This window comes from Streptomyces sp. JJ36, assembly GCF_021696945.1.
In the GTDB taxonomy this organism is placed as follows: Bacteria; Actinomycetota; Actinomycetes; order Streptomycetales; family Streptomycetaceae; genus Streptomyces.
Window position 1 is genome coordinate 22,163 of record NZ_JACYHE010000023.1, and the last position, 25,074, is coordinate 47,236.

Here is a 25,074-nt window from a genome sequence, read left to right on the forward strand (position 1 = left end):
CCGCTTGCACGCACCGCCAATGCCCCGTAGGCAATCCGCTTGGTCAAGGTCCGCCCTCGTACCGTGCGCGACGGCCGGGTATCGGCCACGGGAGATCGTCGATGCTCATACTCCGCTCTTTCTGCCCCGAGGGACGCGCCTCTCTCAGCGCGTGGAGCTGTTGCTCCGTCATGCCACTGAACAGCCCCTCCTCGCGAATCAGTCCGGTTGCGTTACTCATCCAAGGTCTGCCGCGAGTGTCCGGCTGAGGCAGGTATAGCCCCCCGAGCGGCGACTCGTCGGGATGGTGGTAGACGTACCTTCTTGCCCTCACCGCCGTCTCTTGATTGATAGTTCTGGCGATGCTTGTTGTGCCTTGTTGAATGAAATCCGGAACCTTCGCCTCTTCTGCCAGGAACTTGGAGAGTCTTCGCCGAGGCTGAATCGTCATGGCCACTCGGCGACTGAGTGGTATCAGGAATATCTCGGCTGTCGCAATGCCGACTCCTTGCCACTCTGGGTGGTCCAAGGATTCAATAAGAGAGACAGGGTGGTCAGAAGTGATGATGGATCGTCTCTTGAACTGAAAAAGGGTCCAGTGGCAGTCGTGTAGGTATGCCGTGGTCCCGGGAAGCAGGTCTACTAGAAGACGCAGGTGCTGATTTATGTCTGCAACAAGGTCAGGACCTCCAGGTTTGGTGATGTCTCGCCACTCCCAGTCCAGCTCTTCGTCAGAAACTACCCTAGACTCGGCTTTCTGGATCAGTACACGCAGAGCTTCCTTACCAGAGACTCCGACAAGTAGTCGGATCACTTCGGCGTTGAAGTGCCCCTGGCCAGACCTAACGTCCTCCGACCGCAGGTGCTGAAGAGCGATCCATTCAGCAAGCGCTTCTCTGTGTTCACCGCCAATCGGCCAAATGCCCGAGAGGATGCGTCGCAGCGCCTCTGCGGCAGCACCTTCCACGTCGCCAAATAATTTCTCAAAAAAGTCCGACTTGGAACCGTCGGGCAATGTGATCGTGTAAAAATCCTTGATCACGCTCGCGTCGCCGGTGGATAGCACTACCGCAGGCTCCCCCGGCAGGGCTAGGCGACGGATTCGGCCTGCTGCGTCAGCGAACCCTTTCAGGTAAAATCTAGATACAGTGTGTTGCCGCCGCACGCGCTGAGCCACTTTTCCTCCGTACATATCGAGTAGGCGGCAGTACCTCATCCGAGCCTTTCGAGCCCGCCACAGCGGTTCCGTCAGCCGCGCACCAGATCGGTCGCCTGCACCGGAGCTGGTCGCATCCGGCTGTTCATACCTGACTAGACCTGCGAGTGGGTGGGGAGGTTGTGTCCTGGAACCCGTGCTTTGCAGGCCATGTGCGTCGCTGTGCTAGCCACCCAGACACCCGCGGGCCGCCGTTCACAGCGACGCCGCCCCGTACCGTTCGCACGTGTTCGAGCCCTTGCCGAAGGTAGTAGCGCTGGAGGCCCTCGTTCGTCGTCCATGCATCGAGTCGCAGCCACTTCGCGCCGGCACGGTAAGCACGATCACTTGCCCAGTCGAGCAGCCGCCCGCCGAGGTTGCGGCCGGCATGGCTGCGCGCGACCGTGAGCTTGGTGATGAACAGGGACGGCTCTCCCAGTTCCTGATCGGTCCAGAGCCCCTCCTCCGCTTGCGCGTCGAGGGTGATCGTCGCCGCTGTGACATCCCCATCGGTGACCATGAATACCGACCCTGCCTCGATCGCCGCAAGGAGGCGGTCCGCCGGATACGGGCGCTGCCACTGGTCGCTGCCGAGGCGGTGCAGCCAAGCTGCGGCCTCCTCACGGAATCCGCCGAGTACGGGTTCACGACCTGCGGCACACATGCGCCTCGCTGCTGCTCCTCCAGGGCGTGGATGCCCGGACCATCATGGAGACGCTCGGGCACAGCACCATCACGCTGACGCTGAACACCTACGCCCACGTGATGGACACGACACTCAAGGCTGCCGCCAATCGCCTGGACGACGCGCTCGGCTCAGGTGACGAGGAAGGGGGCGCGATCGGCGACGGAAATGCCGACTGAGCCCCCTACTGATGTCAGAGGGCCCCTGCGCTTCCGCAGGGGCCCTCTGAGCTGGAGCCGCCTGTCGGATTCGAACCGACGACCTTCTGTTTACAAGACAGATGCTCTAACCAGCTGAGCTAAGGCGGCCTGCCGCCCGTGCAGTGTACCGGTCCGCGACGGGGTGGTGACGGGGTGGCGACGGGTGGTTTCCCTGCGGCACACCTGCTGACAAGGGTGGCCACGCCGGGTTAACGTCACCGCAACGTCCTCCCGGTGGGAAGCGTCCTGCCGGAGGACAGACCCCCTTTACTACGGATCGTCCGGCACGTACCTGCCGGTGAAGGAGACACAGGACCATGGCCACGGTCACCTATGACGCGGCTTCCCGGGTCTACCCGGGAGCCGACAAGCCCGCCGTCGACAAGCTCGACATCGAGATCGAGGACGGCGAGTTCCTCGTCCTCGTCGGCCCCTCGGGGTGCGGAAAGTCCACCTCGCTCCGCATGCTCGCGGGCCTCGAGGACGTGAACGAAGGCGCCATCCGGATCGGTGACCGAGACGTCACGCACCTTCCGCCGAAGGACCGGGACATCGCGATGGTGTTCCAGAACTACGCGCTCTATCCGCACATGTCGGTCGCCGACAACATGGGCTTCGCGCTCAAGATCGCCGGTGTGCCGAAGGCGGAGATCCGGCAGAAGGTCGAGGACGCGGCGAAGATCCTGGACCTCACCGAGTACCTGGGCCGCAAGCCCAAGGCGCTCTCCGGCGGTCAGCGGCAGCGTGTGGCGATGGGCCGCGCGATCGTCCGGGAGCCGCAGGTCTTCCTCATGGACGAGCCGCTGTCGAACCTCGACGCCAAGCTCCGCGTCCAGACCCGTACGCAGATCGCCAGCCTGCAGCGCCGGCTCGGCATCACCACGGTGTACGTCACGCACGACCAGGTCGAGGCCATGACGATGGGCGACCGGGTGGCCGTGCTGAAGGACGGGCTGCTGCAGCAGATCGACTCACCGCGGCACATGTACGACAAGCCCGCCAACCTCTTCGTGGCCGGCTTCATCGGCTCCCCGGCGATGAACCTGGTCGAGCTGCCGATCATCGACGGCGGCGTGAAGTTCGGCAACAGCGTGGTGCCGGTCGAGCGCGAGGCGCTGGCCTCGGCCACGGAGAAGGGCGACACCACGGTGACCGTGGGCTGCCGCCCGGAGCACTTCGACCTGGTCAACGGCGAGGCGAAGGCGCTGGCCAAGGACGAGCCGGCGGGCCTGCCGGTCCGGGTGGACGTCGTCGAGGAGCTCGGTGCGGACGGCTACATCTACGGCAACGCCCAGATCGGCGGCCAGGAGAAGGAGCTGGTGATCCGGGTCGGGGGCCGCCAGGTGCCGGAGAAGGGCTCCCTGGTGCACGTGGTGCCGAAGGCCGGTGAGACGCATGTCTTCTCCACCTCCACCGGTGAGCGTCTGAGCGACTGACCGCACCGCGCCCGGCGGGTTCGCAGCACCCGCACGGGACGTGGCGTGAGAGGGGTCGTACTTCCCGGACTCTCCGGGGCGTACGGCCCCTTTCGGCGTGCGGGGCGAGCAGCATGCGGGGGGAGCGGTATGCCGTGAAAGGGCGGCGGGCGCGGGTCGTTCGCCGTGGTCGCGCGGGCCGGTCGGGACACTGCGGGGCCGGGCGGCCGGCGGTCTGTACGGCGCCCTACTCGAACACCGCAAAATTAATCTCCCTCATCAGAGTGACCAAATGTCTCCACATCGCTACTCCTCGCTACCATCGCCACCGTGAACCACGCAGCCCGCCGAATCGGCCGATCACTCGCACTTGTCCTCCCGGTCGTCCTCGTCCTCTCCGGGACGCTCGCGGTCACCCGCGTGCCCTGGGCGTCCGCGCCGTCCGACTCGCAGATCCTCACCGCCGCCGCGGAGAAGGCCTCCAGCCCACGGGGCACGGAGGCGTCGCGCGCGCCGCAGGCCGTGCTGCGCGAGCGCCTGGTGGCCCAGCTCCAGGAGAAGGACCCGGGCACCGCGCTGACCAGCCTGCAGCGCGAGATGCAGCGCCGCCCGTCGCTCGCCCGGCACTGTTCCGGCATCGCCCGGGCGCTGGGGCGCGCGGCGGTGCAGAAGTACGGCGGCGCCGTGCACCGCGCGCAGGCGTTCGCCCGCCCGGTCTGCGACACCTCCTACGCGCAGGGCGTGGCGCAGTTCGACTGACCGGCTCGTAGGGTGCGGGCATGACCCGTGACGAGCCGGACCGCGTACGGGCGCCGAGGCAGGAGCCGGCGCCCGCGCGGCAGCAGGCGCCGGCGCAGCCGTACCCCGCACATCCCACCCAGGCCGTGGTCCTGGCCGGGGGTCAGGGGTCGCGGCTGCGCCCGTACACCGACGACCGTCCCAAGCCGATGGTGGAGATCCCGGGCACCGGGACGCCCATCATCGGGCATCAGCTCGCCTGGCTGGCCGCGGAGGGTGTGACGGACGCGGTGGTCTCCTGCGGTCATCTTGCCGAGGTGCTCCAGGAGTGGCTGGAGCGCGCCGAACTGCCCCTGCGGGTCCGCACCGTGGTGGAGCGGGAGCCGCTGGGACGCGGTGGCGGGCTGCGCTTCGCGGCCGCCTCGCTGCCCCGCCCGCAGGAGCCCTGGTACGCCACCAACGGGGACATCTGGACCCGCTTCTCGCTGCGCGAGATGGCGGAGTTCCACGCCGAACGTGACGCAACCGCGACGCTCGCCCTCGCCCGCCCGCGGATTCCGTGGGGCGCGGTGGAGACCGACGAGTTCGGGCATGTGCTGGACTTCATCGAGTCCCCGCTGTCGCCGTATCACATCAACGCGGGCGTCTACGTCTTCTCCGCCGCCTTCACCGGGCTGCTGCCGGAGCGCGGCGACCACGAGCGCACCACCTTCCCGCGGCTCGCCCGCGAGCGTCTGCTCGCGGGCTTTCCGCTGCCGCAGGGGGCGTACTGGCGGGCCATCGACACGGCGAAGGACCTGGAGGAGGCGGCCCGGGAGCTGACGGGCGAGCGGTAGGGCGCCCCACCGGGGCGCTGCCGGAGCGGGAGCGGCGCGTGCCCGAGCCGGGCACGAGGCGTGGGCGGCGCCTGGCCGGTCGTGAGGTCGGCGCATGCCCGGACGAGCGGGCCGTGTGACGCCGCATGCCCGCCCGCGCGGCCCGGGGACGGCCGGGCCGCCCGGCGGCTGGGGTGCCGTGTGACGCGAGCTGCTCCGGACGCGCCCGCACCGTACGGGCTACGCCGGGCTCGCCCGCACCGGGGCCTCGCCCGGGGCGCGCCCGCAACGGACCGGAGCGGCGCGGACGGCCGGCGCACGCGCGCAGGGGGTGGGCCGCAGGACGCGGCCCACCCCCTGGGGCGGGGCGGCTCAGCCCAGGAGCCCGCCGAGCGCACCGCCGCTGCTGCCGCCCTCCTCGCCGCCCGAGGACCCGGAGGTCTCCGAGGAGCCGCCGGAGGAACCGGACTCCCGGGAGGTCGAGCCGCCGCTGGCGCCGGTCGTCGCGCTGCCGGAGGCGGTACCGCCCGGCGTACCGGTGGCGCCGGCGGAGGGTGCGGTCTCCGGGGCCTCGGCGGCCGGCGGGGCCGTCGGCTGCGGCGCCCGTACGGTCTGCCGCTGGCTCGGCGAGGACCCGGTGCCGCTGGTGCGGCCGCTCGGCGTACCGGAGCTGGAGGCCGACGGGCCCGGGGAGTTCCCGGCCTCCGGGGCGCGGGAGCCGGGGCCCTGGGTGCTGCGGGTCTCGCGGCCGCCGGGTTCGCCGGGGAGCGGGGAGCCGGGGAGGTGGTTGGTCGGCGGCTCGCCGGGCTCCGGCACGGTGACGGTACGGGAGGAGCGTACGGCGCCGCCGAGCAGCGCGCCGACGAGCAGCGCGAGCCCGGTGACGACGGCGGCGAGGGTGGTGCCGCGGCGCAGCACCCGGCGCCGCAGGTCCCAGATGTCGGTGCGGGGGCCGAGCCGCCGCCATGCCTCCCCCGCCAACCGGGCGTCCATCGAGTAGACGGGTGCGCCCGCGATGATCAGCGGGCTCCAGGCGGCGAGGTAGACGATGTCCGGGGCGTCGTACGCCGGGACGGTGCGCCAGCTCACCGTCACCAGCAGGGCGGCGGAGAGCAGCGCGCCGAGCCCCGCGGCGAGCCGCTGCCAGAGCCCGCACATCGTCAGCACGCCGACGATGACCTGGAGGAAGGCGACCGTGAGCCCGGCGCCGACCGGGTGCGCGAGCGCGAACTCGTGCAGCGGCGCGGCGATCGTCCAGGGTTCGAGGGAGCGCAGCCAGGTCACCATCGAGCCGCGTTCGCCGCCGTCGAAGTAGACCGGGTCGCAGAGCTTGCCCATGCCGGCGTAGATGGAGATGAAGCCGAGGAAGACGCGCAGCGGGAGCAGCACGACGCCCAGGTTCATCCGCCGGCCCGGGTAGTAGGCGTGCCGCACCGGGTCCGCACCGCGGCGGACGATGCGCACGGTCTCCCGGGTGTCGGGGCCGTCGTCCGGACCGGTGGCGGTGTCCGGGCCGGCGGCACCGTACGGCCGCCCGCCGGTTCCGCCCGCCCGGCCGGTGCCGTACGGGCCGTGTGGCGCGCGCCCTGCGGGGGGCTCCCCGGGGCCGGCCGTACGGACCGGCTCGCCGGTGTCCAGGTCGTAGGCGCCACGGGCCGGGCGGAGACCCGTGAGCAACGGCTGTGTCGTCTCCGCCGGTTCCGGGTCGCGTGGGCCGACGACCAGCGGGGAGGCGGGCTCGTCGACGCGTGGCAGGGTCTGCGTGGTGGCGGCGGCGTGCCCGGCGCCGGTGGCGGGAACGCCGGGCGCCGGTACCGCCCCCGACGGGCCGGCGGTGCCGGCGCGGACCGTCTGGAGCAGCCGGTGTGTCCCGGTGTCCTCGGGGTTGGTGTGGCCGCTCCAGACGACGGGGCGCCGTCTGGCGGGCCGCGGCGCCGCGCCTCCGGCCCCCGCGGGGACGGCGGCCGCCCGGGCCCGCGCGGCGCGCAGGCGCGCGGTGTCGAGCGCGGCGTTGTGCGGGACGGGTGTGGCGAGCCGTACCCGGAAGCTCGCGTGGTTCACGACGACCTGGGCGGGGTCGCAGGGAACCTTGACCGTACTCAGCACGGGCTCCTCGTCGAGGAAACCGCGCGGCGTCCCCCCGGAGGCTGTGCGGGGTGTTCTGGTGTCCACACTCATCTAACCGAGTGATGGACGCAGAAGACACTGCCACGAACCGGTCGATCTGTCCGAGACCCGTCAAGGTCTCGTCAAACGGCCGGATGGCCACACCGAGCGATCGGTTCCGGTCGGATCTGCCCCCGGGGCGGCACGCCCCGGCACGGATCCGCCGCACGGGCCGGCACCGGGGTGCGGGGGACGGGGGGCGCTGCGGCCGGCGCGCCCGCGCCGACGTTCCCGCAGGCGCGCAGCGCCTCCGTCCTGCGCCTGAGGGGCCCGCGCCGTCCGTCCCGGACCCTCAGGCGCGGCGGCGCGCCGCCTCGTAGAGGACGACCCCGGCGGCCACGCCCGCGTTGAGCGACTCCGCACCGCCCGGCATGGGGATGCGCACCCGGAGGTCGCAGGTCTCGCCGACCAGCCGGGAGAGCCCCTTGCCCTCGGACCCGATCACCAGTGCGACCGGACCGTCCAGCGCCTCCAGCGCCGGCAGCTCGACGTCCCCGTCGGCGTCCAGGCCGACGACGGTGAGCCCGGCCTTCTGGTACGTCTGCAGGGCCCGGGTCAGGTTGGTCGCGCGGGCCACCGGCGTACGGGCGGCGGTGCCGGCGGAGGTCTTCCAGGCGCCGGCGGTCATGCCGGCCGCACGGCGTTCCGGGACCACGACGCCGTGGCCGCCGAAGGCGGAGACGGAGCGGACGACGGCGCCGAGGTTCCGCGGGTCGGTGACGCCGTCCAGGGCGACGATCAGCGGGTCCTCGCCCTCGTCGAAGGCGGCGGCGGTGAGGTCCTCGGGGTGCGCGTAGTCGTAGGGCGGGACCTGGAGGACGATGCCCTGGTGGTTCAGCCGGTTGGTCATCCGGTCCAGCTCGGGACGCGGCGCCTCCAGCAGGTGGACGGTGCCGCGCTCGCCGGCGATCCGGACGGCCTCGCGCACCCGGTCGTCGTTGTCGATGAACTGCTGGACGTAGAGGGTGGTGGCCGGTACGCCCTCGCGGAGCGCCTCGACCACCGGGTTCCGCCCGACGACCAGCTCGGCCGTCCCCTTGGCGCCGCCGCGGCGCGGCGCGGCACGGCGCGCCCGGGCCTGGGCGGCGCGCTGCTTGGCGTGTCCCTTGCGCATCTCGGCGGGCGGGGTCGGGCCCTTGCCCTCGAGCCCGCGACGGCGCTTGCCGCCGCTGCCGACCTGCGCGCCCTTCTTGCTGGACGTGCGCCGGTTGGGGCGCTGGCTGTTCCCGGCCATGAGGCCACCTACTTCTGTCTGCGTCTGCGGTGTGCTGCCGAATGGGGTGACGGGGGCGGGGCCGCCGCGGCGGGCGGCCCCGGCGGGCTACCGGGAGCCGCCGCGCAGTTCCCAGCGCGGCCCCGCGGGGGTGTCCTCGATGACCAGCCCGGAGCTCTGCAACTGGTCGCGGATGGCGTCCGCCGTGGCGTAGTCCTTGCGGGCGCGGGCCGCCTGCCGCTGCTCCAGCACCAGGCCGACCAGTGCGTCGACGACGCCGTGCAGGTCCTCGCCGCGGGCGGCCCCGGCGCCGGTCCACCGCTCGTCCAGCGGGTCGAGGCCGAGGACGCCGAGCATCGCGCGGACCTCGGCGGCATGGGCGGCCGCGGCGTCCTTGTCGTCGGCGGTCAGCGCGGAGTTGCCCTGCCGGACGGTCTGGTGCACCACGGCGAGGGCTTGCGGGACGGACAGGTCGTCGTCCATCGCCTCGGCGAAGGCGGTGGGCACCCCGTCGGCCGGGGCCACCTCCCCGGCGAGCTCGGTCACCCGCTGGAGGAAGCCCTCGATACGGCCGAAGGCGGCCTCCGCCTCGTGCAGCGACTCCTCGCTGTACTCGATGGTGGAGCGGTAGTGCGGGGTGCCGAGGTAGTAGCGGAGCACGATGGGCCGCCACCGCTTGACCATCTCGGAGACCAGCACGGAGTTCCCGAGCGACTTGCTCATCTTCTCGCCGCTCATGGTCACCCAGGCGTTGTGCAGCCAGTAGGCGGCGAAGTCGTCGCCGTACGCCTGGGACTGGGCGATCTCGTTCTCGTGGTGCGGGAAGACCAGGTCGACGCCGCCGCCGTGGATGTCGAAGGCGGAGCCGAGGTACTTGTGCGCCATCGCCGAGCACTCCAGGTGCCAGCCGGGGCGGCCGGGGCCCCAGGGCGTGTCCCAGCTCGGCTCGCCGGGCCGGGCGGCCTTCCACATGGCGAAGTCGCGCGGGTCGCGCTTGCCGGTCTCGCCCTCGCCCTCGGGCTGCCGCAGGCTGTCCAGCTCCTGGTTGGAGAGGGCCAGGTAGCCGGGGTGGGAGCGGACGTCGAAGTAGACGTTGCCGTCGGCGGCGTAGGCGTGGCCGCGGTCGATCAGCTCGCGCATCATGGCGATCATCTCGGGGATATGGCCGGTCGCCCGGGGCTCGTACGTCGGCGGCAGGCAGCCGAGCGCGTCGTAGCCGGCGGTGAAGGCGCGCTCGTTCTCGAAGCCGATGGCCCACCAGGGGCGGTCCTGCTCGGCGGCCTTCACGATGATCTTGTCGTCGATGTCGGTGACGTTCCGGACGAAGGTCACCTGGTAACCGCGGTACAGCAGCCAGCGGCGCAGGATGTCGAAGTTGAGGCCGGAACGGATGTGCCCGATGTGCGGCGCGGCCTGCACGGTGGCACCGCACAGGTAGATCGAGACGTGCCCCGGCCGCAGCGGGGTGAAGTCGCGGATCTGCCGGGCGCTGGTGTCGTACAGGCGAAGAGTCACGGGGACAAGCGTAGTCGGCCGCGGGCGGTGCCCGTGCGGGCCCGTCCGGCCGCCCGCGGGGCGGCCGGGCGGGACGGGCCCGGGACGCGGGTCAGAGGCGGCCCACGACCTTGCGCGGGGTGACGCGCACGACGACGCGCTGGGCGTCCTTGTGGGCCTCGGGGTTGAACTCGGCGTAGTTCTTGCCGGCGTACTTCCGGGCCAGCTCGTCGATCAGCTCCGGGCCGCCGTCGGTGGTCACGGAGGCGGTTCCGCGGATCTCGGCGTAGGTGTAGGGGTCGTCGGCGGGCTGCACCACCACGGTGACGCGCGGGTCGCGCTGGAGGTTCTTGGTCTTGCGCCGGTCGACGGTGGTGGAGAAGAGCAGCTCGTCGCCGTCCCGCTTCACCCAGACCGGCGAGACCTGCGGGCTGCCGTCGGGCTGGAGGGTGGCGACCTGGATGAAGATCTTTCCGTCGAGGACGCTCTTGAGCTTGTCGGAGAGCTCGGCTGCCACGGCGTTCCCTTCTTCGGTGGGTGACGTTCGGGTACCGCGATTCTCCGCTTCCCCCTTCCCCGTACGGCGATGCCGCGCCGCGCGGGGGGTACGCCGCCCCGCGCGAGCCGGGGTACGAGCGCGAGCGGGTTCGGGCGGGCGGGGGCGCTCGGGACCGGCGCAGGCTGCCGGGCCGGGGGCGGCGCCGGGGCGGGCTGCTCCGCGCCCCGGCGGCTCCCGCGTCAGGCGAGCAGCAGGGCGGTGGCGACGGCGGCGAGCCCCTCGGCGCGGCCGGTGAGGCCGAGGCCGTCGGTGGTGGTGCCGGAGACGGACACCGGCGCGCCCACCGCCTCCGTGAGCACCCGCTGCGCCTCCGCACGCCGGGTGCCGATCTTCGGCCGCACGCCGATCACCTGGATCGCGATGTTGCCCACGGTGTAGCCCTCGGCCCGTACGATCCGGGCCGCCTCGGCGAGCAGGGCGGTCCCGGAGGCGCCGGCCCACTCGGGGCGGGCGGTGCCGAAGTGGGCGCCGAGGTCACCGAGCCCGGCGGCGGAGAAGAGGGCGTCGCAGGCGGCGTGCGCGGCCACGTCGCCGTCGGAGTGCCCGGCGAGGCCGTCCCCGGCGTCCGGCCAGTGCAGGCCGGCGCACCACAGCTCACGGCCGGGGCCGAAGGCGTGCACGTCGGTGCCGATGCCGACGCGGGGGGTGGCCGCCGGGGGCGGCACCGGGGTACCGGGCCAGGCGGTGCGGTCCGCGGGCGCGGAGGCTCCGGGGTCCGCGCCGCCGGGGCGGGCCGTCTCCGCGGGGTCAGAAGCCATCGGTGGCCCTCCTCCGGGCGAGAACGGCCTCCGCGAGAACCAGGTCCAGGGGCCGGGTGACCTTGAACGCCTCCTCGTGCCCGGGCACCAGGACCACGGGCACGCCCAGCCGCTCGACCATGCCGGCGTCGTCCGTCGCGCCGTCGCCCGCCGCGCCGTCCGTGCGGGCGAAGCGGGCGTGGGCCTCGGCGAGGGTGGCGCGGGAGAAGCCCTGGGGGGTCTGCACGGCGCGCAGCAGGGAGCGGTCGGGCGTGCCGACCACCGGCTCCGGGTCTCCGGGCCGCTCCGCCGGGCCCACCTGCTTGACGGTGTCCGGCACCGGCAGCGCCGGCACGACCGCGGGGGCCCCGTCCCGTACGGCGGCGGCGACGGCGTCCACCGTGTCGACCGGCACCAGGGGGCGGGCGGCGTCGTGCACCAGGACCGTGGCGATGTCGTCGGGGAGGGCCGCGAGGCCCCGCCGTACGGACTCCTGGCGGGTGGGGCCGCCGGGGACCACGAGCACGTCGGGCAGGTTGTGCTCGTCCAGCAGGTTGCGGACGCCGGTCGCGCCGTCCGGCGGGGCGACCACGACGACCAGGGAGACCGCGCGGGCACGGGCCATCGCCCGTACGGCGTGGACCAGCATGGGTGTGCCGCCGAGCGCCCGCAGCGCCTTGGGCGCACCGGCGCCGAGGCGTACGCCGCGCCCGGCCGCCGGGATCACGGCTGCGGTGCGGGGCTCCGGGGCGGCGGGGGCGGGGTGATCTGACATTGGTTGCACGTTCAGGTTTGTGTCCTCAGCCGACATGGGTATGGCCACAGCGTGCCGGGCGCGACGCCTCGAACGGCCCCTTCCGTGACGACCGGTCGAGCGAGCTGCCCGGGCCCGGCACGCCCGAGAGCACGAAGCGTACTGAACGGCCGTGCCCGCCCCGGCGCGGGCCCGGAAAACGACATGCCGCAGCGCCCGGCAACGGAGTAGCGTCCCGGGCACCGCGGCATTCCTGTGCGGCGTTCACGCTGACGCCCGCGGGCGCCGGCGCCGTGCGTCACGCGTTGCTCCCGGCTTCGGGATTCCGTACGCCCGGTGTCCCTGGCGATCCCGGAGCGGCCGCAGCGTCGCCGCGACGCGGGTCAGGATGCGAGGACCTCGTCGAGCAGCGCCTCGGCCTTGTCCTCGTTGGTGTTCTCCGCGAGAGCGAGCTCGCTCACCAGGATCTGGCGCGCCTTGGCGAGCATCCTCTTCTCCCCGGCGGACAGTCCGCGCTCGCGCTCCCGGCGCCACAGATCGCGGACGACCTCCGCCACCTTGATCACATCGCCCGAGGCGAGCTTCTCGAGATTCGCCTTGTACCGGCGGGACCAGTTGGTGGGCTCCTCGGCGTACGGTGCGCGGAGCACCTCGAAGACCCGGTCCAGCCCGTCCGAACCCACAACATCGCGCACGCCGACGAACTCCGCATTGTCCGCTGGCACACGAACCGTCAAGTCGCCCTGCGCGACCTTCAGAACCAAGTAGGTCTTGTCCACGCCTTTGATCTGGCGAGTTTCGATGGCCTCGATCAGCGCGGCCCCGTGATGGGGATAGACCACGGTGTCGCCAACCTTGAACGTCATGTGTCAGGTACCCCTTCCGTGGCCATCCAGGATAACACGGGGGCAGCCGGTTCTGAATGACGTTTTCGCAGGTCAGGGCGCATCTCGGGGCTTGACAAGCGACCCCGCGTCGTGCTTCGCGAACCGAACGGAAGCAAATATCCGCAGGTCGGGACGGTTCTGCGGGGCCACCGAAAGCGGATCGGACGCCTCCTGCGCCGACTCGAACGTGCGACACCTTCGCCTGATTTGTCCGATTCTCGACGGTCACCCGTTCGACGGTTCCCGGCGAATTGATCAACCTTCGGTTGATCAATTCCACGGCGTTCTCCCATTCTTTCCGGAGAATCCGCGGCGCCGCTCCGGGGTGGATATTCCGCCACGCCGCCGCACCCGGAACCCGGCAGCGGTCCACGCCGCGCCGGAGGGGCGGGTGAGAAGCGTGCACGCGGGCTGGGTAACCTGTGGCCGCACCAACGTCATCGTGACCGTCCGCGACCGGGCACCCCAGGTTCGGCCGCACGAGCTCGTCCAAGGAGATGCCGCCGCCGTGAGCAGCAGCCTTCGACGCGGCACCCTCGCCGCCACCGCCCTCGCGCTCGCCGTCGCCACCCTCACGGCCTGCGGGGCGGGCAACAACGCCGAGACCCTGCAGGTCCGTCCGGACCACGCCTCGGAGACGGTGGGCAACATCAGCGTCCAGGCCGTCACGGTGGTGACCCCGACGCAGCCCGCCGGTTCCCCCACCATCAGCGCGCGCATCTACAACGCCTCCGACCGGGCGGAACGCCTGCGGTCCGTCCGGCTGCCCGGCAGCGACACCGAGGTGCGCCTCAGCCCCCCGAAGGGCGAGCAGGCGCTCACCGTGCCGGCCGGCGGGCACCTGCAGCTCGGCGGCACGGGTCACGCCTCCGCGCAGCTGACGCAGGGCGGCGAGACCCTGCGGGAGGGCGCGATGGTGCCGGTCGTCTTCCAGCTCAGCCGCACCGGCGACGTAGATCTGCGCGCCATGGTGATGCCCGCGGACGTCGACCGCTTCCACAAGTTCGGCCCGAGCACCTCGCCGACCTCCTCCCCCGCGCTGCCGGAGGAGTCCCCCGCCACCGAGGGTCCGGAGGCCCCGGGCGGCGAGGTCTCCCCCGAGGAGACGGCCACCGGCACCCCGGGCGGGACCGAGAGCCCCGCCGGTACGGAGAGCCCCGCCGCGCCGGGCGGCACGGCCCCCGGCGAGGACGCCGCCGGCGACGCCTCCGGAGACGACGCGCACGAGGACGACGCCGGGCACTGACCCGGACGGCGCCGCCCGTACGACCGCCCGCCCCTGACGACACCATCCGGCCGGGCCGCCCCCGAGGGGACGGCCCGGCCGGATGTGTACGGGCCGGCGGGCGGATGCGGCCCCCCGCGACCCGCCCGTCCAGGAACGCCGGCCTACGGCTCGAACTTGTACCCCAGGCCGCGGACCGTCACCAGATACCGCGGCGCCCCCGGGTCCGGCTCGATCTTGGCGCGCAGCCGCTTCACATGGACGTCCAGGGTCTTGGTGTCCCCGACGTAGTCCGCGCCCCAGACCCGGTCGATGAGCTGCATCCGGGTCAGCACCCGGCCGGCGTTCCGCAGCAGCATCTCCAGCAGGTCGAACTCCTTGAGCGGGAGGTCCACCTTGGCCCCGGAGACCGTCACCACGTGCCGGTCCACGTCCATCCGCACCGGCCCGGCCTCCAGGGCCGCCGGGGCGGCCTCCTCCGGCTCGCCGCGACGCCGCAGCACCGCCCGCACCCGGGCGACCAGCTCCCGGGAGGAGAAGGGCTTGGTCACGTAGTCGTCGGCCCCTATCTCCAGCCCGACGACCTTGTCGATCTCGCTGTCCTTGGCGGTCACCATGATGACCGGGACGTTGGAGCGGCCGCGGAGCTGACGGCAGACCTCGGTGCCGGGCAGGCCCGGCAGCATCAGGTCGAGCAGCACGAGATCGGCGCCGTTGCGCTCGAACTCGTCCAGTCCCTCCGGACCGGTGGACGCGATCGCGACCTCGAATCCTTCCTTACGGAGCATGTACGACAGTGCGTCGCTGAACGATTCCTCGTCCTCGACGACGAGCACTCGGGTCACGGGAGGACCTCCGGGGCAGAGAGTTGATCGTCAGTGGTGAAGGTCTCGTCGCCGTCTTCGTCCTCGAAGTCGGCGGGTCTGCGCAGCGCCCCGCTCAGGCGCCGGCGGCTACGACGGTCCGCCTCGGCCTTCTCCCGCGCGCTGCCGGCCTCCGGCAGCCGCAGGGTGAAGGTGGAGCCCTGTCCCTCGGCGCTCCAGACGGTGACCTCCCCGCCGTGCGAGGCGGCCACGTGCTTCACGATGGCGAGTCCGAGACCCGTACCCCCGGTGGCACGGGAGCGGGCCGGATCGACGCGGTAGAACCGCTCGAAGATCCGCTCCTTGTCCGCCGGGGAGATCCCGATGCCCTGGTCGGTCACCGCGATCTCGATGAGGTCACCGCCGGGCGCCGCCACACGGCGTCCGGCGATACCGACCCGGGTACGGGCCGGAGAGTAGTTGACGGCGTTCTCCACGAGGTTGCCGAGAGCCGCCGCGAGCTGTCCGCGGTTGCCCCACACGTGCAGGCCCTCGGTGCCGCCCGAGGCCAGGGTGATCTGCTTGGTGGCCGCGCTGTGGCGGCAGCGGTCGACGGCCTCCTCGACCAGCTCGTCGACGCCCACGGCCTCCGAGTCCTCCAGCGGGTCGTCGTTCTGCACCCGGGAGAGATCGATCAGCTCCTGGACCAGGCTCGTCAGCCGGTTGGCCTCCGTCTGCATGCGGCCCGCGAAACGCGTGACCGCCTCCGGATCGTCCGCCGCGTCGTGCACCGCCTCGGAGAGCAGCGACAGCGCGCCCACCGGCGTCTTCAGTTCGTGGCTGACGTTCGCCACGAAGTCGCGCCGCACGGCTTCGATGCGCCGCGCCTCGGTCAGGTCCTCCACCAGCAGCAGGACCAGGCGGGACCCCAGCGGGGCCACCCGTGCGGACACCGCCAGCGCGTCGCCGCGTCCGGAGCCGCGCCGCGGCAGGTCCAGCTCGACCTGCCGTATCTCCCCGTCGCGGCGGGTGTCGCGGGCCATCCGGAGCATCGGCTCCACGGCCAGCTTGCCGCCGCGCACCAGGCCCAGCGCGTACGCCGCGGAGCTGGCCTTGACCACGTCGTCGCTCTCGTCCAGCACCACGGCGGACGAGCGCAGCACGGACAGGACGGTGTCGACGCCCGGGGGCAGCACGGCGGCCTCCGCGTGCTGGGCGGTCCGGGTGGGGCGGGCCTGCTCGCGCTCGCTCCAGCGGAACGCCAGCATCGCGATCACACCGGTACACACCCCGGCGATCGCGGCCACTGCGGCAACCGCCGCATTCACGTCCATGCGTCCCAGGTTATGCGGCCTTCAGGACAGCCCCCCAGCCCTTCCCCGGGCCGCTCGAACACTCGTCCCCCAGAGTTCACCTCGGTGACGGAGCTGATTCACTTGTGGTGGCCTCTCCGGACGCATTTCGGACGGAGCGTAAGGCGTAGGGTTCGACAGGAGGCTCCCGACGGCCACTGGAAACGCCCACGAATCCGGCCATGCGAGGGAAGGACAGTCATGCGGGACGCGTACCACGAGGACCTGGACTCGATCAGCGACAGCCTGGTCGAGATGGCCCGGCTCGTCGGCTCCGCCATCGGCCGCGCCACCACGGCGATGCTCGACGCGGACCTGAAGCTCGCCGAGAGCGTGATCGCCAGCGACGAGAAGGTCGACGAGCTCCAGCGCGACCTGGAGACCAAGGCGATCCAGCTGCTCGCCCGGCAGCAGCCGGTCGCCACCGACCTGCGGATCGTGGTCACCTCGCTGCGGATGAGCGCGGACCTGGAGCGCTCCGGCGACCTGGCCCAGCACGTCGCCAAGGTCGCCCGGCTGCGCTTCCCCGACTCCCCGGTGCCCCGCGACCTCCAGGCCACGCTGCTGGAGATGGGGCAGCTCGCGCAGCGGCTGATGGCGAAGGCCGGCGAGGTCATCATCACCAAGGACGTCGAGCTCGCACTCCAGCTCGAGACCGACGACGACAAGATGGACGACCTGCACCGCACCCTCTTCCAGCACCTGATGGACGACCGCTGGCAGCACGGCATCGAGACGGCGGTGGACGTCACCCTGCTCGGCCGCTACTACGAGCGGTTCGCCGACCACGCCGTGTCGGTGGCCCGCCGCGTCGTCTACCTGGTGACCGGCGACTACGCCGACGAGCTGGACGGGGACGCCGCCTCCGTCCCGGCGACCGACGGCACGGCGCCCGTCGAGAGCACCTGACCCGGGGCCCGCGCCCGTACGCCGGGGCGCAACCCGGCGCCACCCGCGCCGCCCCTGCACCGTGCACCTGCGCCCCCGCCCCCGGCCGGCACCCGCCGCCGGGGGCGCGGGCGTTCCGCACAGGCGTCCCGTACGAGGGACCGCAGGGCCGGGGCGGTGCCCTGCGAGCCCGTATGCGCGCCCCGCCCGGGGAAGCGCCGAACCGGGGCGGTGCTCCTTCGGGCCCGCCCCTGTCCCGTACGGGGAAGCGGCGAGCCGCGGCGGTACGTCCGCGGGACCCGTACGCCCGTCCCGTGCGGGGAGGCCCCGAGCCGGGCCGGTGCCCTGCCGGACGGCGCCGTGCGCCATGCTGTCCACATGCTCGTGCTCCGCGCCGTATCGCTCGGGTTGCTCGCCGGGAGCGCCGGCGCCCTGCTCGCCGAGCCCCGCGGTGACGGCCCCGGCCACCTGCGGCTCGCCCTGCTCACCGGCCTGCTGATCGGGCAGTTCCTCACCGTGCCGCTCTCCCTGGCCGGGGCCCTGCTGTGGTCCGCCTTCTCCTCCGGCGAGCGGCGCCGTCCGCCCGGTGTGCCGCTGGGCACACTTCTCCTCGGCTTCGGAGTGCTGGTGGTGCTCCAGGCCCGGGCCGTACTGGGCTGGCTGGACACCGAACCGCCGCCCGGCGGCGTCGGCGACCCGGACGGCGAGACCGGCGTCGCCCTTTTCACCGGCCTCTCGGGCGGTCTGGCGATCCTGCTCGGTCTCACCGTCCTCACCCGCCGCCTCCGCGCCCACCGCTGACGCCCCTGCGGAACCGCCCCTCAGTCCCCGCCCCCGACAAGCGACAAGCCCCCTGCCGGCAGGGAAAGCGCAGACAAGGGGCTTGATCGTGTCTGGGGTTACTTCTTCTTGCCCTGGTTCCTGACCGCCTCGATGGCCGCCTTGGCGGCGTCCGGGTCGAGGTAGGTGCCGCCCGGGTTGACGGGGCGGAAGTCGGCGTCGAGCTCGTACTTCAGCGGGATCCCGGTCGGGATGTTGAGCCCGGAGATCTCGTCGTCCGAGATGCCGTCCAGGTGCTTGACCAGGGCGCGCAGCGAGTTGCCGTGCGCCGCGAGCAGCACCGTGCGGCCGGTGAGCAGGTCGGGCACGACGCTGTCGTACCAGTACGGCAGCATCCGGATGACGACGTCCTTGAGGCACTCGGTGCGCGGCCGCAGCTCGCTGGGGATGTCGGCGTACCGCGGGTCGTCGCTCTGCGACCACTCGGCGCCGTCCTCCAGCGGCGGGGGCGGGGTGTCGTACGACCGCCGCCACAGCATGAACTGCTCCTCGCCGAACTCCGCGAGGGTCGCCGCCTTGTCCTTGCCCTGGAGCGCGCCGTAGTGCCGCTCGTTCAGCCGCCAGCTCCGGCGGACCGGGATCCAGAGCCGGTCGGCGGCCTCGAGCGCGAGGTTCGCCGTGCGGATGGCCCGCTTCTGCACGGAGGTGTGCACGACGTCGGGCAGCAGGCCGGCCTCCTTCAGCAGCTCACCGCCGCGGACCGCCTCCTTCTCGCCCTTCTCGTTGAGGTTGACGTCCACCCAGCCGGTGAACAGGTTCTTCGCGTTCCACTCGCTCTCGCCATGGCGGAGCAGGATCAGCTTGTACGGTGCGTCGGCCATGCCCCTGAGACTAATCGACCCCCGCACGGCCGCCGCGGGCCTGTCCAGAGCCCGGAACGGGGGGCGTCGCGGGGTCCCGCGCAGGCGCCGCCAGTTGACAAGGTCCGGCGATCCGTTGGCCGCGCCCGCCCCCCGCTACGTAACGTCCGAGGACCAGGGAAGGTCCTGACACCCGGGGGGTTCGCATGTCGTTCGCACGCCTGCGGCAAGCCGTGGTGGAGAGCGTCGGCGGGCTGCCCCGGCAGTTCTGGTGGCTGTGGACCAGCACCCTGGTCAACCGGCTCGGCGCCTTCATCGCCACCTTCCTCGCCCTCTACCTGACCGTCGACCGCGGCTACTCGCCGACGTACGCGGGCCTGGTCGGCGCGCTGTACGGGCTGGGCGGCGCCGTCTCCTCGATCGGCGCCGGCGTGCTGGCGGACCGGCTCGGGCGGCGCCCCACCCTGCTGATCGCGCAGCTCGCCACGGCCGTCTCGGTCGCGGCGCTGGGCTTCATGGAGCATCCGCTGGCCATCGCGGCGGTCGCCGGGGTGGCCGGCATGGCGACCAACGGCTCCCGCCCGGCGACCCAGGCGATGATCGCGGACATCGTCGCCCCCGAGGACCGGATACGGGCGTTCGCGCTGAACTACTGGGCGATCAATCTCGGCTTCGCCGTCTCCTCCACGGCCGCCGGGCTGCTCGCCCGCTACAGCTACCAGTTGCTCTTCCTCGGCGAGGCGGTGATGGTGCTGGCCTGCGCGCTCGTCGTCTACACCCGGTTGCCGGAGTCCCGGCCGGAGCGGGGCCGTACGGGCGGGGCCGGCGCGAAGCCGTCGGCGCCGGGCCGGGCGGTGAGCACGGGAACGGCGGACGCCGCACCGGACCGGGAGCGGGTCTCGCTGCTGACGGTGGTGCGGCACGGCCGTTTCATGGCGGTGGTCGGGCTCAACCTGCTGCTGGCGCTCCTCTTCCAGCAGGGCTTTGTGGCACTGCCCGTCTCCATGGGACTGGAGGGTTTCTCCAGCACCGACTTCGGGCTGGTCATCGCGGTGAACGGGCTGCTGATCGTGCTGCTCCAGATCCCGGTCACCCGGCTCCTGGAGCACCGGGACCCGCTGCGGCCGCTGGTGCTGTCCGCACTGCTCACCGGGGTCGGTTTCGGGCTGCACGCCTTCGCGGGGTCCGCGGCCTTCTACGCGGTGGCGGTGAGCGTGTGGACGCTCGGCGAGATCATCAACTCACCCACCCAGATGGGGCTGGTCGTCCGCCTCTCCCCACTGCACGGGCGCGGCCGCTACCAGGGGATGTACACCTTCTCCTGGTCCGTGGCGGCGCTCTCCGCACCGCTGCTCGGGGGCTTCGTCATCGACACGCTGGGGGCGGACACCCTGTGGGCGCTGTGTGCGGTGCTCGGCGTGGTGGGCGCCGCCGGGTACGCGCTGCTGCTGCGCGGGCTGCCGCCCGCGGAGGGGAACGTGCGGGAGGGCCCGCCGGGACCCGCGGAGGCCGCGGAGGCCGGGCTGCCCAGCGGGCAGCCGGAACCGGAGCGGCCCGTGCCGGATCGTGCGGGCGCCGCCCCGGACCTGCCTGCCCCCGTGGCGACCCGGGCCGCCACGCCCGAGACGCCCCGGACCGAGGGCACGCCTGCCTGACCTCCCCGGGCCGCGCGGCCCGTACGGTTCAGGCGCCGGCTGCTCCGCCCGCCACGGCAGCCGTACGGCCTCCGGGGAGCCCGGTGCGGACGAGCGCGTCGAAGACCCGCGTCCCGAACAGCCGGCGGGTGTGCACCAGCATCTTCGCCGGGACGGTGACGACGTACCGCGGGCGCGGCCGGGAGCCGGTCGCCGCCCGCTCCACGACCCGGGCCACCGCATCGGGCGTGGTGGAGAGCAGCGAGGAGTCGAAGGCCCCGGCCATCTGCCGGTCGACGGCCGCGACCAGCCCGGCGTACGGCCCGGAGCCGCTGGAACCCGCGGAGCCCGCGGACCCGCCGGAACCCGACGCTCCGGCGAGCGTACGGGCGGCCGTGGCGCCGAACCCGGTGCGGATCAGCCCGGGCTCGATCAGGCTGACCCGGATGCCGAACGGGGCCGTCTCCAGGCGGAGGGCGTCGGTGAGGGCCTCCACCGCGTACTTGCTGGCGTGGTAGTAGCCGCCGGCGGGGAAGACGAGCCGGCCGCCCATGGAGCCGATGTTGACGATCCGGCCGGCTCCCGCGGCGCGCATGCCGGGCAGCACGAGCTGGGTCAGGCGGGCGAGTCCGAAGACGTTGGTCTCGAACTGCCGGCGCACCGCGTCCAGCGCGGTCTCCTCGATCGTGCCGTACTCGCCGTATCCGGCGTTGTTGACCAGCACGCCGACCGCGCCGTGGGCGCGCTCCACCTCCTCGACGGCGGCGCGCATGGAGGTCTCGTCGGTGACGTCGAGGGCGAGGGTGCGCACGCCGCTCTCCTCGAGGTCGGCGATCTGCTCGGGGCGGCGTGCGGTGGCGTGGACGGTGAGGCCGGGGCGGCGGGCCAGCCGCAGGGCGGTGGCCCGGCCGATGCCGGACGAGGTGCCGGTGATCAGCACGGGGACGGTCATGGTTTCTCCTGGTCGGAAGGGGTCCGGTCGAGCCCCGCGACCATCAGCGCCACACCGCGGCGGAGCCGCCGGCAGGGGGCCTCGGGGTCGGACAGGTCGGCCTCCAGCCCGCGGGTGAGGGCGAGGAGCAGGTCGGCGAGCTCCCGCGCCTCCTCGCGGGGGAGGGTGTCGGCGGCGACGTCGGTGAGCAGCGTGCGCAGGGCCGTCTCCCAGCTCTCGATCAGGTCGCCGGAGAGCCGGGCGTCCTCGCCCAGCAGTTCGGCGGCGTGTGCCGGGCTGTCCCGCCACACGGTGCGCATGAGGTCGAGCTTGGCCTGGAGCACGGCCGTGAGCCGGGCGGCGAGGTCTCCCGGGGTCCGGGCGGCCTCCTCCGCGGTGGCGAGCGCCGCGTCGAGCATGCGCTGCGCGAGGCGGCGGAAGGCGTCCTGCTTGTTCCGCACGTGCTGGTAGACGGCGGGGCGGGAGATGCCTGCCGCGCGGGCGATGTCGTCCATGGTCGTACGGCGGACGCCGTGCCGGGTGAAGCACGTGTACGCCGCGTCGAGGATCGCCGTGACCCGGTCCTGCTGCTCTGACATGCTGACACTCTACGCAGGAAATGTCAGAGCGTCAAAGCAGGCGACCGGCAACCGTGGACACCCCGGCCCCGGCGCCCCGGACAGCACGAACGCCCGCCCCCGGAAGGGGACGGGCGTGGTGGCCGCCTCGCGGGCGGGCGTACGGGCGCCGGCGGCGCACGGGTCAGCTCTCCGGGGGCCGCTCCGGTGCCGCGGACTGCCCTCCCGCGGAGGACGCCCCCGGTTCGCCGCCCTCCCCGGTCACCCGGCCGAAGGCCGCCAGGTTGCGGGTGGACTCGCCGCGCTCGACGCGCCAGGCGTACTCCTTGCGGATGGCGCTCGCGAAGCCCATCTCCAGCAGCGTGTTGAAGGAGCCGTCGGCGTGCTCCAGCACGGTGCCGAGCAGCCGGTCGATCTCCTCCTCGGTCACCGCGGCCAGCGGGAGCCGGCCCACCAGATAGATGTCACCGAGCTTGTCGATCGCGTAACTCACCCCGTAGAGACGGGTGTTGTGCTCCAGCAGCCAGCGGTGCACCTCGGCGTGGTTCTCGTCGGGGCAACGCACCACGAAGGCGTTGACGGAGAGCGAGTGCCGCCCGACCACCAGCGAACAGGTGGTGGACAACTTGCGGGTGCCGGGAAGCGTCACCACGTACGTCCCCGGGGACGGGCTCTCCCAGTCCAGCTCGCCCTCCCGGAGCACCCTCTCGATCACAGCCGACGGGCTGTCCGGCTCGGTCTGCGGTGCCGGTTTCGGTTCAGGCATGCGGCGATCGTAGGCGACGACGACGCCGATGCAGCGCTGCGGCATAGCTCTCGGCGGTCGCGGCGGCCGTGGCGTCCCAGCCGAAACCGCGCGCGTGGGCGGCGGCGGCCGCGCCCATCGAGTCCGGCAGCACCGGGTCGGCGACGAAGCGCCGCAGGGCGCGCGCGTACTCCTCCGGGTCGTGCCCGGCGACGAGGTAGCCGCTCACCCCGTCCCGTACGGCCACCGGAAGCCCGCCCACCGCGGCGGCCACCACCGGGGTGCCGCAGGCCTGCGCCTCCACGGCGACCAGGCCGAAGGACTCGCTGTAGGAGGGCATCACCAGCACACTGGCCGCCCGGTACCAGTCCGCCAGCTCGTCCTGGCCGACCGGTGGCCGGAAGTGCACCAGGTCGGCGATGCCGAGCCGGGCCGCCAGCTTCTGCAGACCCTCCGGCTTCGCCAGCCCGCTGCCGCTGGGCCCGCCGACCACCGGCACCAGCAGCCGGGAACGCAGCCCCGGCTGCTCCGCGACCAGCCGGGCGACCGCGCGCAGCAGGATGTCCGGCGCCTTGAGCGGCTGAATTCGCCCGGCGAAGAGGGGGACCAGGGCGTCCTGCGGCAGACCGAGCCGGGCGCGGGCGGCGGCCCGCCCGTCGGCGGGGCGGAAGCGGTCCAGATTGACGCCGGGGTGCACCACGTCCGTGCGGTCCGGGTCGGCGTCGTAGTGGCGCACCAGCTCGTCCGCCTCCTCGGCGGTGTTGCCGATCAGCCGGTCGGCGGCCCGGACGATCTGGGTCTCGCCGATGACCCGGGCGGGCGGCTCCGGGTTGTCACCCTCGGCCAGCGCGGCGTTCTTCACCTTGGCCATGGTGTGCATGGTGTGCACCAGCGGCACGCCCCAGCGTTCGGAGGCGAGCCAGCCGACATGGCCGGAGAGCCAGTAGTGCGAGTGCACCAGGTCGTAGTGGCCGGGGCGGTGCCGGGCCCAGGCCTGCACCACGCCGTGCGTGAAGGCGCAGAGCTGCGCGGGCAGCTCCTCCTTGGCCAGGCCCTCGTACGGCCCGGCGTCCACGTGCCGTACGAGCACCCCGGGCGCCAGCTCCACGACGGGGTCGAGGGCGCCGGTGGTGGCGCGGGTGAAGACCTCCACCTCGATGCCGCGGGCGGCGAGCTGCCGGGCGAGTTCCACGATGTAGACGTTCATCCCGCCCGCGTCGCCCGTACCGGGCTGGTGCAGGGGGGAGGTGTGGACGCTCAGCATCGCCACGCGGCGCGCCTGCCGGGGCACGCGTCGCAAGCGCGGAGGGGGTGCCAGGACGCCATGGGTGCGGCCCTTGAGGCCGCCGAGCCGGGGTACCTGCGGGCTCACGGTCCGGTCCTCCTCCGGTCGGATCACCTCGCACAACAATCCGGGGGCGCCGCTGCTTCCGGCTTTGCCGAAACTTGACCGGGCGCGACTCACCCGTCCGGGCGCCGGGCGCGTCCGCCGCCGGCTCCACCGGCCGCCGGCGGGCGGCGGGTCACGCCGCACCGCGGCCCGCCGGCCAGGCTCTACGCTCGGGGCATGCCCGGCCGTGCCCCCGTTCCCCGCTCCCCCGGCGCCGCGGCGCGCCCGGTCGGCACGGTCACGCGCGGCACCACCAGCCCGAACCGGCTGCGCCGCATGGACCGCTGGATCGCCCACGCCCTCGTCCCGGCCCTGCGGCGTGCCGACGCCCCGCCGCTCGCCGTCGACCTGGGCTACGGGGCGACGCCCTGGACCGCCGTCGAGCTGCTGCTGCGGCTGCGCCGGGTACGGCCGGACGCCCGGGTGGCGGGCGTCGAGATCGACCCGGCGCGGGTCGCCGCCGCGGAACCGTACGTGCGCCCCGGCCTGGACTTCCGGCGCGGCGGCTTCGAGACGCCGGTGGAGCGCCCGCCGCTGCTGATCCGGGCGGCGAACGTGCTGCGCCAGTACGACGAGCGCGAGGTACCGGCGGCATGGGAACGGCTGTGCGGGCGGCTGGCCCCGGACGGGCTGCTGGTGGAGGGGACCTGCGACGAGATCGGGCGGCGGCACGTCTGGGTGGCGCTGGGCCCGCAGGGCCCGCGTACGGTCACCTTCGCGGCCCGCCTGGCCACCCTGGACCGCCCCTCCGACCTGGCGGAACGGCTCCCCAAGGCGCTGATCCACCGGAACGTGCCGGGTGAACCGGTGCACGCCTTCCTGCGCGACTTCGACCGGGCGTGGGCGGCGGCCGCGCCGTACGGCGCGCTCAGCGCCCGGCAGCGCTGGATACGGGCCGCACGGGCCCTGACCGGGAGCTGGCCGCTGACCGACGGGCCACGCCGCTGGCGGCAGGGCGAGGTCACGGTGCGCTGGGCGGCCCTCGCCCCGGGCGGCGGCTGAGCCGCCGGGGGCGGCGACGCGCCGGGGGCGGCGACGCGCCGGGGGCGGG

The 25,074-nt window shown here is 73.2% G+C and carries 25 protein-coding genes and 1 tRNA gene; 9 read left to right on the forward strand and 17 right to left on the reverse strand.

Features of this window, described 5'->3' with window-relative positions:
- Positions 1–43: 43 nt before the first annotated feature.
- Positions 44–1,195, reverse strand: coding sequence for a DUF4238 domain-containing protein (locus tag HOY81_RS11995; protein ID WP_306423471.1), 1,152 nt, complete (start codon positions 1,193–1,195; stop codon positions 44–46).
- Between the two features lie 85 nt (positions 1,196–1,280).
- Positions 1,281–1,838 (reverse strand): N-acetyltransferase, encoded by a 558-nt coding sequence (locus tag HOY81_RS12000; protein WP_237320287.1) that lies wholly within the window; start codon positions 1,836–1,838, stop codon positions 1,281–1,283.
- A gap of 11 nt (positions 1,839–1,849) precedes the next feature.
- On the opposite strand from HOY81_RS12000, the gene HOY81_RS12005 reads away from it, so the two are divergent.
- Entirely contained in the window at positions 1,850–2,038 is a 189-nt protein-coding gene (locus tag HOY81_RS12005) for a hypothetical protein (RefSeq protein WP_237320332.1), read from the forward strand.
- A gap of 52 nt (positions 2,039–2,090) precedes the next feature.
- Here HOY81_RS12005 and HOY81_RS12010 read toward each other — a convergent pair.
- Positions 2,091–2,167: transfer RNA gene (locus HOY81_RS12010), tRNA-Thr, on the reverse strand.
- 209 nt (positions 2,168–2,376) lie between these two features.
- On the opposite strand from HOY81_RS12010, the gene HOY81_RS12015 reads away from it, so the two are divergent.
- From HOY81_RS12015 to HOY81_RS12025, 3 genes are all read left to right on the forward strand, one after another.
- Positions 2,377–3,495 (forward strand): ABC transporter ATP-binding protein, encoded by a 1,119-nt coding sequence (locus HOY81_RS12015; RefSeq protein ID WP_237320288.1) that lies wholly within the window; start codon positions 2,377–2,379, stop codon positions 3,493–3,495.
- Between the two features lie 309 nt (positions 3,496–3,804).
- Positions 3,805–4,233, forward strand: coding sequence for a hypothetical protein (locus tag HOY81_RS12020; protein ID WP_237320289.1), 429 nt, complete (start codon positions 3,805–3,807; stop codon positions 4,231–4,233).
- 20 nt (positions 4,234–4,253) lie between these two features.
- Positions 4,254–5,048 carry a nucleotidyltransferase family protein gene (locus tag HOY81_RS12025; protein WP_237320290.1) on the forward strand — a complete coding sequence of 265 codons (795 nt, stop codon included), beginning with the start codon at positions 4,254–4,256 and terminating at the stop codon, positions 5,046–5,048.
- Between the two features lie 351 nt (positions 5,049–5,399).
- Here HOY81_RS12025 and HOY81_RS12030 read toward each other — a convergent pair whose 3' ends face one another.
- From HOY81_RS12030 to HOY81_RS12060, 7 genes are all read right to left on the reverse strand, one after another.
- The gene (locus tag HOY81_RS12030) at positions 5,400–7,205 is read right to left on the reverse strand and encodes a DoxX family membrane protein (protein ID WP_237320291.1); all 1,806 of its coding nucleotides are present in this window, start codon (positions 7,203–7,205) and stop codon (positions 5,400–5,402) included.
- 280 nt (positions 7,206–7,485) lie between these two features.
- Complete coding sequence (rlmB, locus tag HOY81_RS12035) at positions 7,486–8,427, reverse strand: 23S rRNA (guanosine(2251)-2'-O)-methyltransferase RlmB (RefSeq protein WP_237320292.1); 942 nt, start codon at positions 8,425–8,427, stop codon at positions 7,486–7,488.
- Positions 8,428–8,514: 87 nt separating this feature from the next.
- Positions 8,515–9,921 carry a cysteine--tRNA ligase gene (cysS, locus tag HOY81_RS12040; protein WP_237320293.1) on the reverse strand — a complete coding sequence of 469 codons (1,407 nt, stop codon included), beginning with the start codon at positions 9,919–9,921 and terminating at the stop codon, positions 8,515–8,517.
- Between the two features lie 91 nt (positions 9,922–10,012).
- The gene (locus HOY81_RS12045; RefSeq protein WP_237320294.1) at positions 10,013–10,417 is read right to left on the reverse strand and encodes a PPOX class F420-dependent oxidoreductase; all 405 of its coding nucleotides are present in this window, start codon (positions 10,415–10,417) and stop codon (positions 10,013–10,015) included.
- Positions 10,418–10,638: 221 nt separating this feature from the next.
- Positions 10,639–11,217, reverse strand: a complete 579-nt coding sequence (gene ispF, locus HOY81_RS12050; RefSeq protein ID WP_237320295.1) for a 2-C-methyl-D-erythritol 2,4-cyclodiphosphate synthase — start codon at positions 11,215–11,217, stop codon at positions 10,639–10,641.
- Complete coding sequence (gene ispD / locus HOY81_RS12055; RefSeq protein WP_237320296.1) at positions 11,207–11,971, reverse strand: 2-C-methyl-D-erythritol 4-phosphate cytidylyltransferase; 765 nt, start codon at positions 11,969–11,971, stop codon at positions 11,207–11,209. Before ispD ends, ispF begins: the two co-directional genes overlap by 11 nt.
- 362 nt (positions 11,972–12,333) lie before the next feature.
- Entirely contained in the window at positions 12,334–12,816 is a 483-nt protein-coding gene (locus HOY81_RS12060; protein WP_016472332.1) for a CarD family transcriptional regulator, read from the reverse strand.
- Between the two features lie 529 nt (positions 12,817–13,345).
- Here HOY81_RS12060 and HOY81_RS12065 point away from each other — a divergent pair.
- On the forward strand, positions 13,346–14,083 hold the full coding sequence (locus HOY81_RS12065; RefSeq protein ID WP_237320297.1) for a DUF461 domain-containing protein: 738 nt from the start codon (positions 13,346–13,348) through the stop codon (positions 14,081–14,083).
- A gap of 143 nt (positions 14,084–14,226) precedes the next feature.
- Here the strand turns inward: HOY81_RS12065 and HOY81_RS12070 are convergent, their stop codons facing one another.
- Together HOY81_RS12070 and HOY81_RS12075 are read right to left on the reverse strand one after the other, a co-directional pair.
- On the reverse strand, positions 14,227–14,907 hold the full coding sequence (locus HOY81_RS12070; RefSeq protein WP_237320298.1) for a response regulator transcription factor: 681 nt from the start codon (positions 14,905–14,907) through the stop codon (positions 14,227–14,229).
- Positions 14,904–16,199 (reverse strand): cell wall metabolism sensor histidine kinase WalK, encoded by a 1,296-nt coding sequence (locus HOY81_RS12075; RefSeq protein ID WP_237320299.1) that lies wholly within the window; start codon positions 16,197–16,199, stop codon positions 14,904–14,906. Before HOY81_RS12075 ends, HOY81_RS12070 begins: the two co-directional genes overlap by 4 nt.
- A 219-nt stretch (positions 16,200–16,418) precedes the next feature.
- Between HOY81_RS12075 and phoU the strand changes: the two genes are divergently transcribed.
- Together phoU and HOY81_RS12085 are read left to right on the forward strand one after the other, a co-directional pair.
- Entirely contained in the window at positions 16,419–17,126 is a 708-nt protein-coding gene (gene phoU, locus HOY81_RS12080) for a phosphate signaling complex protein PhoU (protein WP_237320300.1), read from the forward strand.
- A 357-nt stretch (positions 17,127–17,483) separates the two neighbouring features.
- Positions 17,484–17,906, forward strand: coding sequence for a hypothetical protein (locus tag HOY81_RS12085; RefSeq protein ID WP_237320301.1), 423 nt, complete (start codon positions 17,484–17,486; stop codon positions 17,904–17,906).
- Positions 17,907–18,004: 98 nt separating this feature from the next.
- On the opposite strand, the gene HOY81_RS12090 is transcribed toward HOY81_RS12085, so the two are convergent.
- On the reverse strand, positions 18,005–18,766 hold the full coding sequence (locus HOY81_RS12090; RefSeq protein WP_237320302.1) for a phosphoglyceromutase: 762 nt from the start codon (positions 18,764–18,766) through the stop codon (positions 18,005–18,007).
- A gap of 185 nt (positions 18,767–18,951) precedes the next feature.
- On the opposite strand from HOY81_RS12090, the gene HOY81_RS12095 reads away from it, so the two are divergent.
- The gene (locus HOY81_RS12095; protein WP_237320303.1) at positions 18,952–20,400 is read left to right on the forward strand and encodes an MFS transporter; all 1,449 of its coding nucleotides are present in this window, start codon (positions 18,952–18,954) and stop codon (positions 20,398–20,400) included.
- 28 nt (positions 20,401–20,428) lie between these two features.
- Here the strand turns inward: HOY81_RS12095 and HOY81_RS12100 are convergent, their stop codons facing one another.
- The 4 genes from HOY81_RS12100 to mshA all read right to left on the reverse strand — a co-directional run bounded on the left by HOY81_RS12100 (position 20,429) and on the right by mshA (position 23,951).
- A complete protein-coding gene (locus HOY81_RS12100; protein WP_237320304.1) occupies positions 20,429–21,331 on the reverse strand; it encodes an SDR family NAD(P)-dependent oxidoreductase in 903 nt (300 codons plus the stop codon).
- On the reverse strand, positions 21,328–21,909 hold the full coding sequence (locus HOY81_RS12105) for a TetR/AcrR family transcriptional regulator (RefSeq protein WP_237320305.1): 582 nt from the start codon (positions 21,907–21,909) through the stop codon (positions 21,328–21,330). The genes HOY81_RS12100 and HOY81_RS12105 overlap by 4 nt, the downstream gene beginning before the upstream one ends.
- 163 nt (positions 21,910–22,072) lie before the next feature.
- Positions 22,073–22,654: a YbjN domain-containing protein gene (locus HOY81_RS12110; RefSeq protein WP_237320306.1), complete on the reverse strand. Its 582-nt coding sequence runs from the start codon at positions 22,652–22,654 to the stop codon at positions 22,073–22,075.
- The gene (mshA, locus tag HOY81_RS12115; RefSeq protein ID WP_237320333.1) at positions 22,647–23,951 is read right to left on the reverse strand and encodes a D-inositol-3-phosphate glycosyltransferase; all 1,305 of its coding nucleotides are present in this window, start codon (positions 23,949–23,951) and stop codon (positions 22,647–22,649) included. The genes HOY81_RS12110 and mshA overlap by 8 nt, the downstream gene beginning before the upstream one ends.
- 249 nt (positions 23,952–24,200) lie before the next feature.
- Between mshA and HOY81_RS12120 the strand changes: the two genes are divergently transcribed.
- Positions 24,201–25,025, forward strand: coding sequence for a class I SAM-dependent methyltransferase (locus tag HOY81_RS12120; RefSeq protein ID WP_237320307.1), 825 nt, complete (start codon positions 24,201–24,203; stop codon positions 25,023–25,025).
- The last annotated feature ends 49 nt before the right edge of the window (positions 25,026–25,074 follow it).

Excerpts from the sequence above, each read along its gene's own strand:
- HOY81_RS11995 (WP_306423471.1), bottom strand. The coding sequence starts at position 1,195 with ATGAGGTACTGCCGCCTACTCGATATGTACGGAGGAAAAGTGGCTCAG.
- HOY81_RS12000 (WP_237320287.1), bottom strand. The coding sequence starts at position 1,838 with ATGTGTGCCGCAGGTCGTGAACCCGTACTCGGCGGATTCCGTGAGGAG.
- HOY81_RS12015 (WP_237320288.1), top strand. The coding sequence starts at position 2,377 with ATGGCCACGGTCACCTATGACGCGGCTTCCCGGGTCTACCCGGGAGCC.
- HOY81_RS12025 (WP_237320290.1), top strand. The coding sequence starts at position 4,254 with ATGACCCGTGACGAGCCGGACCGCGTACGGGCGCCGAGGCAGGAGCCG.
- HOY81_RS12030 (WP_237320291.1), bottom strand. The coding sequence starts at position 7,205 with ATGAGTGTGGACACCAGAACACCCCGCACAGCCTCCGGGGGGACGCCG.
- rlmB (WP_237320292.1), bottom strand. The coding sequence starts at position 8,427 with ATGGCCGGGAACAGCCAGCGCCCCAACCGGCGCACGTCCAGCAAGAAG.
- ispF (WP_237320295.1), bottom strand. The coding sequence starts at position 11,217 with ATGGCTTCTGACCCCGCGGAGACGGCCCGCCCCGGCGGCGCGGACCCC.
- ispD (WP_237320296.1), bottom strand. The coding sequence starts at position 11,971 with ATGTCAGATCACCCCGCCCCCGCCGCCCCGGAGCCCCGCACCGCAGCC.
- HOY81_RS12060 (WP_016472332.1), bottom strand. The coding sequence starts at position 12,816 with ATGACGTTCAAGGTTGGCGACACCGTGGTCTATCCCCATCACGGGGCC.
- HOY81_RS12075 (WP_237320299.1), bottom strand. The coding sequence starts at position 16,199 with ATGGACGTGAATGCGGCGGTTGCCGCAGTGGCCGCGATCGCCGGGGTG.
- phoU (WP_237320300.1), top strand. The coding sequence starts at position 16,419 with ATGCGGGACGCGTACCACGAGGACCTGGACTCGATCAGCGACAGCCTG.
- HOY81_RS12085 (WP_237320301.1), top strand. The coding sequence starts at position 17,484 with ATGCTCGTGCTCCGCGCCGTATCGCTCGGGTTGCTCGCCGGGAGCGCC.
- HOY81_RS12090 (WP_237320302.1), bottom strand. The coding sequence starts at position 18,766 with ATGGCCGACGCACCGTACAAGCTGATCCTGCTCCGCCATGGCGAGAGC.
- HOY81_RS12095 (WP_237320303.1), top strand. The coding sequence starts at position 18,952 with ATGTCGTTCGCACGCCTGCGGCAAGCCGTGGTGGAGAGCGTCGGCGGG.
- HOY81_RS12100 (WP_237320304.1), bottom strand. The coding sequence starts at position 21,331 with ATGACCGTCCCCGTGCTGATCACCGGCACCTCGTCCGGCATCGGCCGG.
- HOY81_RS12105 (WP_237320305.1), bottom strand. The coding sequence starts at position 21,909 with ATGTCAGAGCAGCAGGACCGGGTCACGGCGATCCTCGACGCGGCGTAC.
- HOY81_RS12110 (WP_237320306.1), bottom strand. The coding sequence starts at position 22,654 with ATGCCTGAACCGAAACCGGCACCGCAGACCGAGCCGGACAGCCCGTCG.
- HOY81_RS12120 (WP_237320307.1), top strand. The coding sequence starts at position 24,201 with ATGCCCGGCCGTGCCCCCGTTCCCCGCTCCCCCGGCGCCGCGGCGCGC.